General features: G+C 61.4%; 17 protein-coding genes and 1 tRNA gene. 11 read left to right on the top strand and 7 right to left on the bottom strand.

Features of this window, described 5'->3' with window-relative positions; genetic code table 11:
* Nucleotides 1–134: 134 nt before the first annotated feature.
* The gene (locus tag BM267_RS09500; protein ID WP_036988966.1) at nt 135–374 is read left to right on the top strand and encodes a TIGR02647 family protein; all 240 of its coding nucleotides are present in this window, start codon (nt 135–137) and stop codon (nt 372–374) included.
* A gap of 55 nt (nt 375–429) precedes the next feature.
* Here the strand turns inward: BM267_RS09500 and cyaY are convergent, their stop codons facing one another.
* Nucleotides 430–765, bottom strand: coding sequence for an iron donor protein CyaY (gene cyaY / locus BM267_RS09505; RefSeq protein ID WP_036988965.1), 336 nt, complete (start codon nt 763–765; stop codon nt 430–432).
* Nucleotides 766–857: 92 nt separating this feature from the next.
* Here cyaY and lptM point away from each other — a divergent pair, with 92 nt between their 5' ends.
* From lptM to BM267_RS09535, 6 genes are read left to right on the top strand one after another with little or no spacing between them, the layout of a single operon-like run.
* Nucleotides 858–1,004 carry an LPS translocon maturation chaperone LptM gene (gene lptM, locus BM267_RS16590; protein WP_083392483.1) on the top strand — a complete coding sequence of 49 codons (147 nt, stop codon included), beginning with the start codon at nt 858–860 and terminating at the stop codon, nt 1,002–1,004.
* An 8-nt stretch (nt 1,005–1,012) separates the two neighbouring features.
* Nucleotides 1,013–2,266 (top strand): diaminopimelate decarboxylase, encoded by a 1,254-nt coding sequence (lysA, locus tag BM267_RS09515; protein WP_036988964.1) that lies wholly within the window; start codon nt 1,013–1,015, stop codon nt 2,264–2,266.
* A 1-nt stretch (nt 2,267) separates the two neighbouring features.
* The gene (dapF, locus tag BM267_RS09520; protein WP_074779545.1) at nt 2,268–3,098 is read left to right on the top strand and encodes a diaminopimelate epimerase; all 831 of its coding nucleotides are present in this window, start codon (nt 2,268–2,270) and stop codon (nt 3,096–3,098) included.
* The gene (locus BM267_RS09525; RefSeq protein WP_074779547.1) at nt 3,095–3,802 is read left to right on the top strand and encodes a DUF484 family protein; all 708 of its coding nucleotides are present in this window, start codon (nt 3,095–3,097) and stop codon (nt 3,800–3,802) included. The genes dapF and BM267_RS09525 overlap by 4 nt, the downstream gene beginning before the upstream one ends.
* Before the next feature lie 14 nt (nt 3,803–3,816).
* Nucleotides 3,817–4,710: a tyrosine recombinase XerC gene (gene xerC / locus BM267_RS09530; RefSeq protein ID WP_074779763.1), complete on the top strand. Its 894-nt coding sequence runs from the start codon at nt 3,817–3,819 to the stop codon at nt 4,708–4,710.
* Between the two features lie 14 nt (nt 4,711–4,724).
* Nucleotides 4,725–5,423 (top strand): HAD family hydrolase, encoded by a 699-nt coding sequence (locus BM267_RS09535; protein WP_074779549.1) that lies wholly within the window; start codon nt 4,725–4,727, stop codon nt 5,421–5,423.
* Nucleotides 5,424–5,490: 67 nt separating this feature from the next.
* Here BM267_RS09535 and BM267_RS09540 read toward each other — a convergent pair whose 3' ends face one another.
* The 4 genes from BM267_RS09540 to glnK all read right to left on the bottom strand — a co-directional run bounded on the left by BM267_RS09540 (nt 5,491) and on the right by glnK (nt 8,137).
* Nucleotides 5,491–5,796, bottom strand: coding sequence for a hypothetical protein (locus tag BM267_RS09540; RefSeq protein ID WP_036988960.1), 306 nt, complete (start codon nt 5,794–5,796; stop codon nt 5,491–5,493).
* 123 nt (nt 5,797–5,919) lie between these two features.
* Entirely contained in the window at nt 5,920–6,375 is a 456-nt protein-coding gene (locus BM267_RS09545) for a hypothetical protein (protein WP_036988958.1), read from the bottom strand.
* Nucleotides 6,376–6,500: 125 nt separating this feature from the next.
* Complete coding sequence (locus BM267_RS09550; protein ID WP_074779551.1) at nt 6,501–7,745, bottom strand: ammonium transporter; 1,245 nt, start codon at nt 7,743–7,745, stop codon at nt 6,501–6,503.
* A 53-nt stretch (nt 7,746–7,798) separates the two neighbouring features.
* Nucleotides 7,799–8,137 (bottom strand): P-II family nitrogen regulator, encoded by a 339-nt coding sequence (gene glnK / locus BM267_RS09555; RefSeq protein WP_036988956.1) that lies wholly within the window; start codon nt 8,135–8,137, stop codon nt 7,799–7,801.
* A gap of 457 nt (nt 8,138–8,594) precedes the next feature.
* On the opposite strand from glnK, the gene BM267_RS09560 reads away from it, so the two are divergent.
* Together BM267_RS09560 and BM267_RS09565 are read left to right on the top strand one after the other, a co-directional pair.
* Complete coding sequence (locus BM267_RS09560; protein ID WP_036988954.1) at nt 8,595–8,837, top strand: accessory factor UbiK family protein; 243 nt, start codon at nt 8,595–8,597, stop codon at nt 8,835–8,837.
* Nucleotides 8,838–8,885: 48 nt separating this feature from the next.
* The gene (locus BM267_RS09565; protein ID WP_074779553.1) at nt 8,886–10,409 is read left to right on the top strand and encodes a YifB family Mg chelatase-like AAA ATPase; all 1,524 of its coding nucleotides are present in this window, start codon (nt 8,886–8,888) and stop codon (nt 10,407–10,409) included.
* Here BM267_RS09565 and BM267_RS09570 read toward each other — a convergent pair.
* Nucleotides 10,402–12,093, bottom strand: coding sequence for a putative bifunctional diguanylate cyclase/phosphodiesterase (locus BM267_RS09570; RefSeq protein WP_407920274.1), 1,692 nt, complete (start codon nt 12,091–12,093; stop codon nt 10,402–10,404). The genes BM267_RS09565 and BM267_RS09570 overlap by 8 nt on opposite strands.
* Nucleotides 12,094–12,234: 141 nt before the next feature.
* On the opposite strand from BM267_RS09570, the gene rep reads away from it, so the two are divergent.
* A complete protein-coding gene (gene rep, locus BM267_RS09575) occupies nt 12,235–14,241 on the top strand; it encodes a DNA helicase Rep (protein ID WP_074779765.1) in 2,007 nt (668 codons plus the stop codon).
* A gap of 156 nt (nt 14,242–14,397) precedes the next feature.
* Here rep and BM267_RS16890 read toward each other — a convergent pair whose 3' ends face one another.
* Nucleotides 14,398–14,718: a c-type cytochrome gene (locus BM267_RS16890; RefSeq protein ID WP_407920275.1), complete on the bottom strand. Its 321-nt coding sequence runs from the start codon at nt 14,716–14,718 to the stop codon at nt 14,398–14,400.
* A gap of 434 nt (nt 14,719–15,152) precedes the next feature.
* Between BM267_RS16890 and BM267_RS09585 the strand changes: the two genes are divergently transcribed.
* Nucleotides 15,153–15,229: transfer RNA gene (locus BM267_RS09585), tRNA-Arg, on the top strand.
* Nucleotides 15,230–15,412: the final 183 nt, after the last annotated feature.

Genomic DNA, 15,412 nt, shown 5'->3' on the forward strand with positions numbered 1-15,412 from the left:
TGATCAGGAACCCGGGGCACGTCCAGTCCATCACAGCCATGAATTTCACCAGAGCGGATAGCCGCATTGCTACCGCGTTCCCTGCTGGCTAGACTGCAGATGTAGTTTACCGTCTATCAGAAAAGGTACTGCCCATGTCACTGACTTCCGAAGAAATCGACGATATCAATCTGCTGGTCCAATACGATCTCGCCAATACCCAGGCGGGGCTCAAGGTGCATCAGCGGGAGGCGTCGGCCACTACGGTGGAGACGGCCGCGCGGTTGTATCGGCGGGGACTTACCACGATGGATGATGGCGGCTATCTGACCAGCCTCGGGCTGGAAGCGGCGGAACATGCCCAGGCGCTGATGACCATACTGCGCGCGAAATAAGTCAGCGATATCTCGATGGATCGCCGCTCGGCATGAGGAGCGGCGATGGCTCATCTTACTCGTCCAGATCCAGCTCCACCTCATCTCCCGACAGATCTCCCAGCACCTGCGCCAGCACGATACCGAGTGCTTCACCGTCGCTGTCATGGATCCATCCGTGCGCTGGCTGGTAGCCAAAATGCAAGGTGCCATCCGGGGTCGCCACCCATAGCTCGCGCGAAGCCGGCTGTCGGCCGATGACCAGCCGCGGGCCGGCGGCCAGCATCAATATCAGTGACCCTTCGGTCTGTTCCATGTCCAGATCCAGGTCGGCAGCGTCCAGCGCCTGCTCGATACGGTCCTGAATCAGATCAACCTGACGGTGGAATTCGCTTTCATTCAACTCTTGCATTGCCTTCCTTTCCTGCTTCTGCGGCGGGTGCGCCGGACTCCCGGGCTGGGTATACTGCCGGATATTGTCCGTTTATCAACCAGGATTCCACCATGAAACAATCCATTGCGGCATTCTTCATGCTTCTGATCCTCGCCGGCTGTGGCCAGAAAGGCCCGCTATACATGCCCGAAGAGCCAGCCGGCCAGCCGGTTGATCCGGCCCGGGAAGAAATGACCCAGCAACCTACCGGAAACTGAAATATTTCATGAGTGAATTTCAATACCAGAACGGCGAACTGCACGCCGAAGCCGTTGCCCTGTCCGCCATCGCCGAGCAGTATGGCACGCCCTGCTACGTCTATTCGCGCCGCGCCATCGAGCAGGCCTTCCTGGCCTGGGATTCGGCCCTGGCTGGCCAGCCTCACCTGGTCTGCTTCGCGGTAAAGGCCAATTCCAACCTGGCAGTGCTGAACGTGCTGGCTCGCCTGGGCGCCGGCTTCGACATCGTGTCCGGCGGCGAGTTGGAGCGGGTATTGGCCGCCGGTGGTGATCCGGCGCGGGTGGTGTTCTCCGGCCTGGGCAAGACCGAGGACGAAATGCGCCGCGCGCTGCAAGTCGGCATCAAGTGCTTCAACGTGGAATCCACCGCCGAGCTGGAGCGCCTGCAGAAGGTCGCTGCCGAGCTGGGCGTGCAGGCGCCGGTATCCCTGCGGGTCAACCCCGATGTGGATGCCATGACCCACCCCTACATCTCTACCGGCCTCAAGGAAAACAAGTTCGGGATCGATATTGCCTCAGCGCTCGCGGTATACCGCCGGGCTGCAGCTCTGCCAAATCTGGACGTGCAGGGTGCGGACTGCCATATCGGCTCCCAACTGACCGATGACACCCCGCTGATCGATGCCCTGGATCGCATGTTGCTGCTGGTCGATCAACTGGCTGCCGAGGGTATCCAGGTCCACCATCTGGATCTGGGTGGCGGGCTGGGCGTGACCTACGACGACGAAACCCCACCCACGCCGGGTGAGTATCTGGCCAAGGTGCGGGAGAAAGTGGCTGGGCGCGATTTGACCCTGCTGTTCGAACCGGGCCGTTCGATCGTTGCCAATGCCGGCCTGCTGCTGACCCAGGTCAACCTGTTGAAGCCGACCGAGCACAAGAACTTCGCCATCATCGACGCGGCCATGAATGACCTGATCCGCCCGGCTCTGTACAGCGCCTGGATGGGCATCGATGCTGTGCGCCCACGCACCGACGTGGCGGCCAAGCCCTGGGATCTGGTCGGCCCGGTCTGCGAAACCGGTGATTTCCTCGGCAAGGACCGGGAGCTGGCCTTGGCCGAGGGTGATCTGCTGGCGGTGCGTTCGGCCGGTGCCTACGGCTTCGTCATGAGTTCGAACTACAACACCCGCCCCCGTGCGGCCGAGGTGATGGTGGACGGTGCGGCAACACATCTGATTCGCCGCCGGGAGACGGTCAGCGAGCTGTTCGCCGGCGAGTCACTGCTGCCCGAGGCCTGACATGCTGCTGCGATTCACCAAGATGCACGGCCTGGGCAATGATTTCATGGTCATCGACCTGGTGACCCAGCATGCCCAGTTGTCGCCGAAACTGATCCGCCAGTGGAGCGATCGGCACACCGGCATCGGCTTCGATCAGTTGCTGGTGGTGGAACCGCCGGGCCATCCCGATGTGGATTTCCGCTATCGCATCTTCAATGCCGATGGCAGCGAAGTGGAGCAGTGCGGCAACGGCGCGCGCTGTTTCGCCCGCTTCGTGCAGGACAAGCGCCTGACCGCGAAATCGGAAATCCGCGTGGAAACAGCCGGCGGCCTGATCACCCTGAATGTCCGCCGTGACGGCCAGGTCACGGTGGACATGGGCGCGCCGCGCTTCACCCCGGCGCAGATCCCCTTTGCCGCCGATCATGAAGCCGTGAGCTACCCGCTGGAGGTCAATGGCCAGACGCTGGAAGTGGCCGCGCTATCCATGGGCAACCCCCATTGCGTGACCCTGGTGGATGATCTCGACCACTATCCGGTGGCTGACATCGGCCCGCTGATCGAGCATCATCCGCGCTTCGCCAACCGGGTCAATGCCGGTTTCATGCAACTGGTGGATCAGCATCAGGCGCGGCTGCGCGTCCATGAGCGCGGTGCCGGCGAGACCCAGGCTTGCGGCACCGGTGCCTGTGCGGCCGCGGTGGCGGGTATCCGGCTCGGGCATCTGAAATCCCCGGTGACCATGCGCCTGCCAGGTGGCAACCTGAAAATCGAATGGGCCGGCCCCGGCCAGCCGGTAATGATGACCGGACCCGCCGCCCGGGTCTACGAAGGACAGATACGCATATGAGTAAAACCAGCCAGCCTCCAACCACTGAGCTGGATTCCAGCGTTGTGGCCGATTATCTGCTGCGCCATCCGGCTTTTTTTGTCGAGCACGACGAGCTGCTGCCCGAGTTGCTCATTCCGCACCAGTCCGGTCAGGCCGTATCGCTGGTGGAGCGGCAGGTCAAGCTGCTACGCGAACGCAATATCGACGTGCGCCATCGGCTCGGCCAGTTGATGGACGTGGCCCGGGAAAACGACCGGTTGTTCGAGAAAAGCCGCCGGCTGATTCTCAACCTGCTGGAATCGCCAGACGTGGAAGAGGTAATCGCCACCATCGAAGACAGTCTGCGTGATGACTTCCAGGTGCCCTTCGTCGCCCTTATCCTGTTCAGCGAGACACCACGCATCGGCAACGCCCGCTACACCACGCACGGCGAAGCCCGCGAGGCCATCGGCCATCTGCTGGACAGCGGCAAGACCCTCACCGGAGTGCTGCGCAGCCATGAGCTGACCTTCCTGTTCGGTGCCCAGGGCGAGGAAGTCGCCTCCACCGCTCTGGCACCGATTCAGCATCAAGGGCTGCATGGCGTGCTGGCGCTGGGCAGCCGCGACCCGCAGCAGTACAAGAGCGCCACCGGCACCCTGTTTCTCGGTTATATCGCCGACGCCCTGGCCCGGGTGCTGCTGCGCCAGCGACCGCTGAGCAGCGAGCCGCGGAGCCTGTAGTGAGCAGCGCGCCGCTGCTGACGGAGCTGGAGGCGTTCCTCGGGCATCTGCGCAGCGAGCGGCAACTGTCGCCCCGCACGCTGGAAGCCTATCGCCGCGACCTGGACAGCCTGTGCCGGTTTCTGGCCAAGCGCCAGGTCAGCGATTGGAACGCGGTGGACAGCGCCCTGCTGCGGCTCTATATCGCCAGCCGGCATCAGGCCGGATTGTCCGGTCGCAGCCTGCAACGCGAGCTGAGCGCGGTGCGCAGCCTGTATCGCTACCTGTTGCGCGAACGGCGTTGCCGGCACAACCCGGCGCTGGACCTGCGCCCGCCCAAGTCCCCCCGCAAGCTACCGCGCACCCTGGATGCCGACCTGGCGGCACAGCTGCTCGATACCGGCGAGGAAGAAGACTGGCTGACGATCCGCGACCACGCCATGCTCGAACTCTTCTATTCCTCTGGTCTGCGCCTGTCGGAACTGGCCAGCCTGGACATGGGCCGGCTGGATATCGACACCGGCGAAGTCCGGGTCATCGGCAAGGGCAACAAGACCCGGGTGCTGCCGGTGGGCCGTATGGCACGCCAGGCCTTGCGCAGCTGGTTCAAGGTACGGCCGGTAGTGGCGGACACCAACCAGCCGGTGTTCGTAGGCATGCAGGGCCGGCGGCTGACGCCACGGGCTATCCAGTTGCGGGTTCGGCGTTACGGGGTCGAGCATATCGGCCAACATCTGTATCCGCATATGCTCCGGCATTCCTTTGCCAGCCATCTGCTGGAGTCATCAGGCGATCTGCGCGCGGTTCAGGAGCTGCTGGGCCATACCGATATCAGCACCACCCAGGTGTACACTCATCTGAATTTCCAGCATCTGGCCGAGGTGTATGACAGCGCTCACCCCCGTGCCAGACGCAAGTCTGAAGGCTGACCGGATTGCTTATCATGTTTCAATTGCTGACCTTTGATCTGGACAACACCCTGTGGGAGACCGAGTCGGTGGTTGCGGCTGCCGAACAGACCCTGCTGGAGTGGCTGGACCGACACGCCCCTCTGTTCACCCAGCGGCTGGACCGGGAAGCCCGACGGGCTCTGCGCCATGAGGTGCTGGCTGGCGACCCCGCGCTGCGTCACCGCGTCACCGCGCTACGCATCGCCGTGCTGGAACATGGGCTGCGCAAGGCTGGTTATACCGCCGAGCAGGCGGCAGAGCTGTCGCTGGCCGGCTTCGAGGTGTTTCTCGAGGCGCGCCATGCACTGACCTTCTTTCCCCACTGCGAGCCGCTGCTGGAAGAGCTGGCCCGGCATTATCAGTTGGCGACCATTTCCAATGGCAATGCCGACGTGCGCCGGCTGGGGCTGGAAAAGTATTTCAAGATCATCGTTTCCGCCGATGAGGTCGGTCTGAGCAAACCCGATCCCGCGCCCTTTCTCGTCGCGCTGGAGCGCGCCGGGGTGGAGCCGCACCAAGCGTTGCATATCGGTGATCATCCGATAGACGACATCCAGGGCGCCCGTGAAGCTGGGTTGCATACCCTGTGGTTCAACCGTTTGGGGCTGGAGTGGGCGGAGGCGGAACGCCCCCATGGCGAGGTGCGCTGCCTGAGCGAGATTCCCGACTGGCTGCGCAACTATCGGGGCTGAGCCTCAGCGCCCGATGGAAATACAACGAGCCCGCGGCGACCGACGGGCTCGTCAATACCGCGATACGTCAGATCGGCCGGCTGCCGTACTTCCCTTCTGGCTTTTTCGGCGGATCACCCAGTGCGTTGTTGTCGACTTCCTGGACCTTGCCGCCGCGTGCAAGGAACTCCTCCATCTGCCGCGCCAGCATTTCACGCTCCCGAGCCTTGGCTTCCAGGGATAACCCTTCCAGAGGGTCTTCCTGATTGGCCGACTTCTTGCGCGGTTTTACCGCGGGCTCATCATCGCTCTCCATGGCATCGGTTTCATCAACATCACTGTTGTCCACCTCTTCTTCCTGCAGGTCATCATCTTCGATATCGTCTTCACTCATGGCGTTCCTCCGCTTGAAACTTGGCTATATATAGCGCAACAGAGGGATTTGAACAGAGGGTAAGGAAAAAAATTTGCCTCATCGAGATGATGTTGCCTGCCCGGCAGGGGCCCGGCCCGTGGATCAGAGGTCCTGCAGGCGCCCGCATTGCTCGGCCAGGCGGCGGGTCTCCCCTTGCTCCAGCGCCAACATGTTGCGCATCAGTTCAGCCGCCGCCGGGATCGCCGCGCGACCGGTCATCGAGGTGTACACTTCGATCAGCTGACCATGCAGCTCGAACAGCTGTTCATTGATTTCATTGAAATCCTTACCGACGAAGCTCAATTCCCACCTGGCTCTTGGCGGCAGGTCTTCGCCAATATGCTCATACAGCCAGGTCCGGCTTTCCGCCTTGCCGGCCTGCGCCCGGAACTGATCCACCTTGCGGGCGATATCACGCTCATGGCCGGCCACGTACTCCATCAACCACCGGCTGCGCTGGTCGGTATCAGGGGTGATGGCCTGTTCCAGACAGTCAGCAATGATGGTGTGCAGATCGCTAGTCCATTCCAGCAGATAATCGAACGTCTCGGCTTTCATGCAAATCTCCCTTGGCGAATGATGCGTTCACAACTTGTGACTCTGTCGGAGCCGGCAAGTTTTGCAGTTTTTGCCCAGGTAAAAACGCAGACAGGGCGCATATGCGCCCTGTCTGCCATCAGCCATCACTTGTTGCCGGTGAACTCGGGGTAGGCTTCCATCCCGCATTCGGAGATATCCACACCTTCGTATTCTTCCGCCTCGGAGATCCGGATGCCGATCACCGCCTTGATAACGCTCCAGATAATCAGGCTGGCGAGAAACACCCAAGCGAAGATGGCGATCACGCCCAGCAGCTGCCCACCGAAGGTCGCCTCGGCATTGCTCAGCGGTACCGCCAGCACGCCCCAGATACCAGCCGAGCCGTGGGCGGAGATGGCACCGGCCGGATCGTCGATTTTCACCCGGTCCAGCGCCAGCACGCTGAAGACCACGATCACACCACCCACCGCACCGACCAGCAAAGCACCGAAGGCCGTGGGCGACAACGGATCGGCGGTGATGGACACCAGCCCCGCGAGCGCACCGTTGAGCAGCATGGTCAGGTCAGTCTTGCCGAACAGCAGGCGCGACACGATCATCGCGGCGATCAGCCCACCCGCTGCCGCCAGGTTGGTATTGACCATCACCTGGGCCACGTTATTGGCCGACTCGATGTCGGAAATCTTCAGCTCGGAGCCGCCGTTGAAGCCGAACCAGCCCATCCACAGGATGAAGATACCCAGGGTGGACAGGGCCAGGTTACACCCCGGAATGGCATTGATCTGACCATTCGGGCCGTACTTGCCCTTGCGCGGCCCCAGCAGGATGACCCCGGCCAGCGCTGCGGCAGCACCTGCCATGTGCACGATGCCGGAGCCTGCGTAATCGGAGTAGCCCATCTCGCTCAACCAGCCGCCACCCCAGCTCCAGGCGCCCTGAATGGGATAGATGAAGCCGGTCATGATCACCGCGAACAGCAGGAATGCCCACAACCGCATACGCTCGGCGACGGCGCCCGAGACGATGGACATGCAAGCCCCGGCAAAGACGATCTGGAAGAAGAAATCGGCGCGGCTGGAATAATACGGCGCGTCGTCCCCTCCGGCCATGACTGCATCAAGGGTGTTTTCCTGCCCAATCAGCATGCCCAGGCTTGGAAAGATCGGCCCCGTGGATGAGTACATGATGTAGTAGCCGACCATCAGGTACATGATCGACGCGATGGCGAACAGTGCGATGTTCTTGGCAAGAATCTCGGTTGTACTCTTGGTGCGCACCAGGCCGGCCTCGAGCATGGCAAAACCGCAGGCCATCCACATTACCAGCACGGCACACATCAGAAAATAGAACGTATCAAGCGCGTACTTCAGTTGTACGATGTCTTCCATAATCAAGCCCCCCAGATAGGCTTTATTACTTTGTAAGCGAATGCAGCGACGCGTTAGATAGCGTCGGTGCCGGTCTCGCCTGTCCTGATGCGGATGGCCTGCTCCAGCGCCACAACGAAGATCTTGCCGTCGCCGATCTTGCCGGTGTTGGCCGCCTTGGTGATGGCTTCGATGACGCGGTCGAGCATGTCGTCGCCGATGGCCACTTCAATCTTGACCTTGGGCAGGAAGTCCACCACGTATTCAGCACCCCGATACAGCTCGGTATGGCCCTTCTGCCGACCAAATCCTTTTACCTCGGTGACGGTAATGCCCTGAACGCCGATCTCGGAAAGCGATTCCCGAACGTCGTCCAGCTTGAATGGCTTGATTACAGCCGTTACTAATTTCATGTTGATACTCCCGTTAGATGGACTGCCCTGGGGGACAGGACAAGTCTATGCCGAGTTAAAGCCTTTTAAAATCGGACTTTGCACGGATGCGTGCAGAAAACCCGCAGCACACCGCCCCGCGCGGCCTGATGCAGTTGCCCACCGCATCGTGCACCGGATCACATTTTCGGCACTGCGCTATTCGGTTCCGCGGGTGATCCGGATACTCTGGCTCTTTGCAGAAACCCTGCCATATTTGAAATATCTTTTATTTTCAATTGGTTGAATAAATTCCGGGATGAGAATGGCAATGATGGCGGCCGGAGCCGCACCAGCGTGGTGCGCTGCAGTCGCGTCAATGCGCCAGAGTCGGGCAGCGCAGCGGGTGCCGTTTTGGGGCGTGGGGCGGCGGATGTTAGACTCGCACAGCCAGACCGGCCGCGGCCGGCTCCTTTCAATTACCGGAAACGGAACGCATATGCTGCATAAAGTCTTGTTTGATACCGTCGGCAATCAGGCAGCAAAACTGCTGATGAGCGATGGAACACGGCCCACCGCCGAAGTCGAGCGCCAGCTCAAGGCCATGCTGCAAAGCGCACTGGCCAAGCTGGATGTGGTGAGCCGGGAGGAATTCGATACCCAGCAGACCGTCCTGCTGCGCACCCGGGAACGCCTGGAAGCGCTGGAGAAGCGGGTGGCGGAGCTGGAACAGCAACCCTGACGGCACCGCCGTCGCAGCCTCCCGGGCGGAGGCGATCAAGGAGTGATCATGTCCCTGGCGATTGTCCACAGCCGCGCCAAGCTGGGTATCCAGGCGCCACCGGTGATGGTGGAGGTGCATCTGGCCAACGGCATGCCGAGCCTGACGCTGGTCGGACTGCCGGAAACCGCCGTACGGGAAAGCAAGGACCGGGTGCGCAGCGCCCTGCAGAATGCCCGGCTGGAATTTCCCAGCCTCAAACGCATCACCATCAACCTGGCGCCGGCCGACCTGCCAAAGGAAGGCGGGCGCTTCGATCTCGCTATCGCCCTTGGATTACTGGCCGCCAGTGGCCAGATACCTCCCGCCAGCCTGGAGCGCTGCGAAGTGTTGGGCGAGCTGGCCCTCTCCGGCGAACTGCGCCCGGTCCAGGGCGTGTTGCCTGCCGCTCTGGCCTGCCGGGATAACCAGCGCACCCTGCTGCTGCCCCGCGCCAATGCGGCCGAGGCGGCGCTGGTGCAGGGGGTGGAGATCATCGCTGCCGAACATCTGCTGGAGCTATGCGAGCATCTGCGCGGCGAGCAGCTGTTGCCAGCGGTGGCGGCCGGCTCACGACCACCACCGGCCGGCAACCTGCCCGATCTGCGCGACGTGCAGGGACAGGCCCAGGCCAAGCGCGCGCTGATCGTGGCCGCCGCCGGTTCCCATAATCTGTTGCTGTTCGGCCCACCGGGTACCGGCAAAACATTACTCGCCAGCCGCCTGCCCGGTATCCTGCCGGCGCTGGAGGAAGAGCAAGCGCTGGAAGTGGCGGCGATCCAGTCCGTCTGCGGACGCGGCATGTTGCAGCATTGGCCGACCCGCCCGTTCCGCGCGCCCCACCATGGGGCATCCGCCGCGGCGCTGGTGGGCGGCGGCAGCCAACCACGGCCGGGGGAGATCAGCCAGGCACATCACGGCGTGCTGTTTCTCGATGAACTGCCGGAGTTTGATCGCAAGGTGCTGGAGATGCTGCGCGAGCCGATGGAGTCGGGCGAGATCCATATCGCCCGGGCACGCGAGCAACTGACCTTTCCTGCGCGGTTTCAGCTAATCGCCGCGATGAATCCGTGCCCCTGCGGTTATCAGGGCGACCCGTCCGGGCGCTGCCGCTGTTCACCGGAACAGGTGGAACGTTACCGCAGCAAACTGTCCGGCCCGCTGCTGGATCGTATCGATCTGCATCTGGCCATGCACAACGAGGCGTTCAGTCTCACCGGGCAGACCGTCGGCAAACCCGACAGCGCCGAGGCTGGCGCTGCAGTCGCTGCCGCCCGTCAGCGTCAGCTCGACCGTCAGGGCTGCCTGAATGCCTATCTGGATCTGTCCGATGTGCGCCAGCATTGCGCGCTGCCAACGGCCGACGCGAGCTGGCTGGAAAAGGCGGTGGCGCAGCTGGGATTATCGCGGCGGGCCAGCCATCGCGTCCTGAAGGTGGCACGCACCTTGGCCGATCTCGAACAGCAGCCGGTGATCGGGCGGCCGCACCTGGCCGAGGCATTGCAGTATCGGCAACTGGATCGCCAGCCGCTGGATCGCCTGCCACTCAGCTAGCAGGGGAGCACTGAGGCGTGCCGCTCAGCACGTTATCCCGGCCCATACTGTAGGCATCGGCGAAATAACACAGTTCGTCAAAGGGCAATGCCGGACTGATGAAGAAACCCTGGATCTGGTCGCACCCCATCCCCCGCAGGATTTCCATTTGTACCCGTTCTTCCACCCCTTCGGCCACCACCTGCAAACCGAGGCTGTGGCCCATATCGATCATCGCTGCGACCAGTTGCCGGTCTGCCGGGCGCTCGGCGATGCCGCGAACGAAGCTGCGATCGAGCTTGAGCAGATTGATCGGCAAGCGGTGCAGGTGTACGAAGGAGGAAAAGCCGGTGCCGAAATCATCCAGCGAGAAACGAACGCCTAGTCCGGTCATGCCCACCATGGCCTGCTGCACTTGCTCAGGGCGCTGCATGACGGCGGTTTCCGTCAGCTCGAACTCTAGCTTGCGCGGATCGATACCGGTCTTGGCAACCAGCCGCTCGATGGTCGCCAGCAAGCGCCCATCGAGAAACTGCCGGAAGGACATATTGACCGCCACGTGCAGATCTATCCCTTGCCGCTGGAGGATGCTCAGGTCATGGCAGGCGCGGGCGATGACCCAATAACCCATCGGCACGATCAGGCCGTTCTCCTCGGCCAGTGGAATGAACTCGTTGGGCCCCAGCAACCCCCGTTCGGGATGGCGCCAGCGAATCAGCCCTTCCACCCCAACGATCCTGCCACTGCTGAGCTCAACGCGCGGCTGATAATGCAGCTCCAGTTCGTTATTGCGCAACGCCCGCCGCAGCTCCCCCTCGAATTCGATCTGGCGGGACGCCTGCAGATTGATGCGTTCATCATAGAAATGGAAATGACAGCCACTCTGCGCCTTGGCCTGCTGCATGGCCAGGCCAGCACGCAACAGCAAATCATCGACTGTCTGCCCCCCTTCGGGGAAGGTCGCGATACCGATACTGCAGCCCAGCAGCAGGCTTTCCTCATCCACCCGGTACGGCTCGGCCAGCCCGTCGATAACCTTTTTCATCACATGCATGAGGTTGGCGTGAGAGTCGTAATCTTCGAGGATGACGGTGAATTCATCACCGCCCATGCGTCCAACCGTATCGGTGGAACGCAGGAGATGTCGCAGCCGATCGGCTACCTCGCGGATGATGGCGTCGCCGGCCACATGACCGAGGCTGTCATTAACATGGCTGAAATTGTCCAGATCCAACGACAATACGGCCAGGGGCTGGTTGGTGCGCGCCGCGCGACACATGCCCTGTTTGAGACGATCCTGCAGCACCTGCCGGTTGCAACAGCCGGTCAGCGGATCATCACTGGCGGCACGGGTGAGTGCTACCTGCAGGGCGGCTCGTTCGCCGGCATAACGCAGACAGCGGAACAGTTCGCCGTCGCTGGCCTGATCCGAAATGCTATCCACCACGCCAACGGGCAAAGCATCGGCAGTCCCGTGCGTCAACAAAATCACTGGAACACGGCATTGAGGGATGGGAAGGAAGGTCTCGCGGGCCAGTATCACTGACTCCAGGTCGGGCACCAGCAGGTCCATCGCCTGTTGCCAGTTCCGGGCAACAACGACCGAAGGAACGCCGTCTACCGCCAGACGAATGGACAGCTGTTTCGCAGCGGCGCCATTGTCTTCCAGCAACACAATCCGTTGTAGCGGCCTTTCCACAGACAGCAATTTCACCTCATCTCAGACCTGGAAAAAACAAAGCCTGCCTCAGACTAGCTTTTGGCCATTATCATGTCGAGCGTTTCCGGCCCGGCCAGTAGCATACCCTATGCTAGAATCGCGCACCCGGTTTTGCGTGAGGTCAATGTGTCGCAACTCAATCCCCGTCAACAGGAAGCAGTCCACTATATCGGTGGCCCCATGCTCGTGCTGGCCGGCGCCGGAAGCGGCAAGACCAGCGTGATTACCCGCAAGATCGCTTACCTGATCAAGGAATGTGGCCTGCGCGCGCAAAATATCGTCGCGGTCACCTTTACCAACAAGGCCGCCCGGGAAATGAAGGAACGCGTCGGCTCACTGCTGCGCGGCGCCGAGGGGCGGGGCCTGACGGTATCGACCTTTCATAACCTTGGCCTGAACATCATCCGCAAGGAGCACAAACGCCTGGGCTACAAGCCCGGCTTTTCGATCTTCGACCAGAACGATGCCCAGGCGCTGATCAATGACCTGATGCACAAGGACTACGGCGCGGACGACGGCGTCGAGGGCATCCAGGCGCAGATCTCCGCCTGGAAGAATGACCTGATCACCCCCGAAGAAGCGCTGGAGCATGCCAAGACGCCGCAACAGCAGACCGCTGCCAGCGTCTACATGCACTACAACCGCACGCTGAAAGCCTACAACGCTGTAGATTTCGACGACCTGATCCTGATCCCGGTGTTGCTGTTCCGCGACCACCCTGACGTGCTGGAAAAGTGGCAGTTTCGCATCCGCTACATGCTGGTTGACGAGTATCAGGACACCAACGCCAGCCAGTACCTGCTGGTGAAGATGCTGGTGGGCAGCCAGGCGCGCTTCACCGTGGTGGGGGATGATGACCAGTCGATCTATGCCTGGCGCGGCGCTCGCCCGGAAAACCTCGCCCAGCTGAAAGAGGATTTCCCGGCGCTGAAGGTCGTCATGCTGGAGCAGAACTACCGCTCCACCAGCCGCATCCTCAAGGCCGCCAACACCCTGATTGCCAATAACCCGCATGTGTTCGAGAAACAACTGTGGAGCGAGCTGGGCTATGGCGATCCGATCCGGGTGATCCGCTGCCGCAACGAGGATGCCGAGGCCGAGCGGGTGGCCACTGATATCCAGAATCTGCATCTCAAGCAGCGGATTCCATGGAAGGACATTGCCATCCTCTACCGGGGCAACCACCAGTCCCGGCTGATCGAACTCAAGCTGCAGCACCATCAGATTCCCTATCACCTGTCGGGTGGTACCAGTTTCTTCAGCCGCCAGGAGGTCAAGGACGTGATGTCCTACTTCCGCCTGCTGGTCAACCCGGATGACGACAACGCCCTGCTGCGGGTGATCAACGTACCGCGCCGGGAAATCGGCCCGGCGACCCTGGAAAAGCTCGGCACCTACGCCAACCAGCGCGAGATCAGCCTGTTCGCCGCCTGCACCGAAATGGGCCTGGCCGAGCATATGGAACCGCGTTACTGCGAACGCCTGCAGCGCTTCGGCCACTGGCTGGAAAAGGTCCGCCAGCAGTGCGCCCAGAACGAGCCCATCGCCGCCCTGCGCAGCATGGTGATGGATCTGGACTATGAGAACTGGATACGGCAGAACTGCTCCAGCGACGAGATCGCTGCCAAACGCATGGGCAACGTCTGGTTCTTGCTGGACTCGCTGAAAACCACCATGGATCGTGATGAAACCGGCGAAACCACCTTCGAGGATGCCATCGCCAAACTGGTGCTGCGCGACATGCTCGAACGCCAGGAAGAGGAAGAGGACGCCGATCGCGTGCAGCTCATGACCATGCACGCCTCCAAGGGCCTGGAATACCCACACGTCTATGTGCTCGGCATGGAAGAAGAGATCCTCCCGCACCGCTCCAGCATCGAAGCCGACAGCGTGGACGAAGAACGCCGGCTGGCCTACGTGGCCATCACCCGCGCCAAGCGCAACCTGACCTTCACCTTCGCCGCCCGCCGCCGTCAGTTCGGCGAAATCATCGACTGCCTGCCCAGCCGCTTTCTCGACGAGCTACCGCCAGATGATCTGGAATGGGAAGGCACCGAGGACGTCCCGGTGGAAAAGAAACAGGCCCGTGGCAATACCGCCCTGGCGGACATCCGCAGCATGCTCGGGCGCTAATTGGTTTAGCAGATTGCTTCTTGTGGGAGCGGCCTTGGCCGCGAAGCTTTTCCATCAGCCCTCACCCATTCGCAGGCAAGCCCCGGCCCCATAATCCAGCCGCCAGAAACAGAAAAACCACCGCAATGGGTGGTTTTTCTCAAAGCACAGCTCGGCTCAGTTGAGGGACAGAATCCACTCAGCCAGCGCAGCGGCTTCTTCATCATTGACCGCATTCGGCGGCATCGGGATCGGACCCCAGTTACCGCTGGAACCGTTCTTGATGCTGGCAATGATATGGTCCGCATCACCCGCGTACTTGGCCGCCACTTCCTTGAGCGCCGGGCCTACTACCTTGTTGTCGACGCTGTGGCACGCCACACAGGCCTTGGCACTGAACAGCGCCTCACCCTCAGAACCACCACCGGCAGCCGCATCGCCACCGGCCGCAGCAGCAGGTGCAGCGGCGACTTCGTTCGCGCACTCATCACCGGTCACGCACACAGTACCGTAAGGCTTGATGCGCTCAGCAATGGCCTCGTCGGTGGCCGCAAAAGAGTTGCCGGCAACCAGGGCAAGCATGGCGGCGGACGCAGCCAGATATTTTTTCAAGATCGTCACTTATACATCCTCATCATGGCTATAGGTATGAGCCCAAGTACAGTGCCCGGACAATTGCGCGAGTATACCGGTAAACCCATAAGCAGCAAAACAGCAACCGCGTGCAGCGACAAGCCGCCGCACCTGGGCGGGGCTCGGCGACACGGCCGGTATTGTACCGAAACCATGGACGAATGCCTTATCTATGCGTATCATGGCCGCGCTTACGCACCCGTAGCTCAGCTGGATAGAGTACTGCCCTCCGAAGGCAATACTCATCGACTTGAACCCCGGTGCGGCTAAGTGTCAGAATGCAGCGTTTCTTCTATAACGCACCCGTAGCTCAGCTGGATAGAGTACCGCCCTCCGAAGGCGGGGGTCACAGGTTCGAATCCTGTCGGGTGCGCCATTCCCCTTTAAAATCAACAACTTACATCCTGACCACCCTGTTTTCATGGGTCCAAAATCTCTGATCACAGAAAATAAGTACTCATTTTCTTCTTTCAACCAGAACACTCCCCGTGACACCTGCCCCAAACTGATAAAAATCAGCTGAAAATGCCCTGTGTCCAAAATGTGTCCATTCTGTGGC

The sequence above is a fragment of the Halopseudomonas bauzanensis genome, from assembly GCF_900114735.1.
GTDB classification, from domain to species: Bacteria; Pseudomonadota; Gammaproteobacteria; order Pseudomonadales; family Pseudomonadaceae; genus Halopseudomonas; species Halopseudomonas bauzanensis.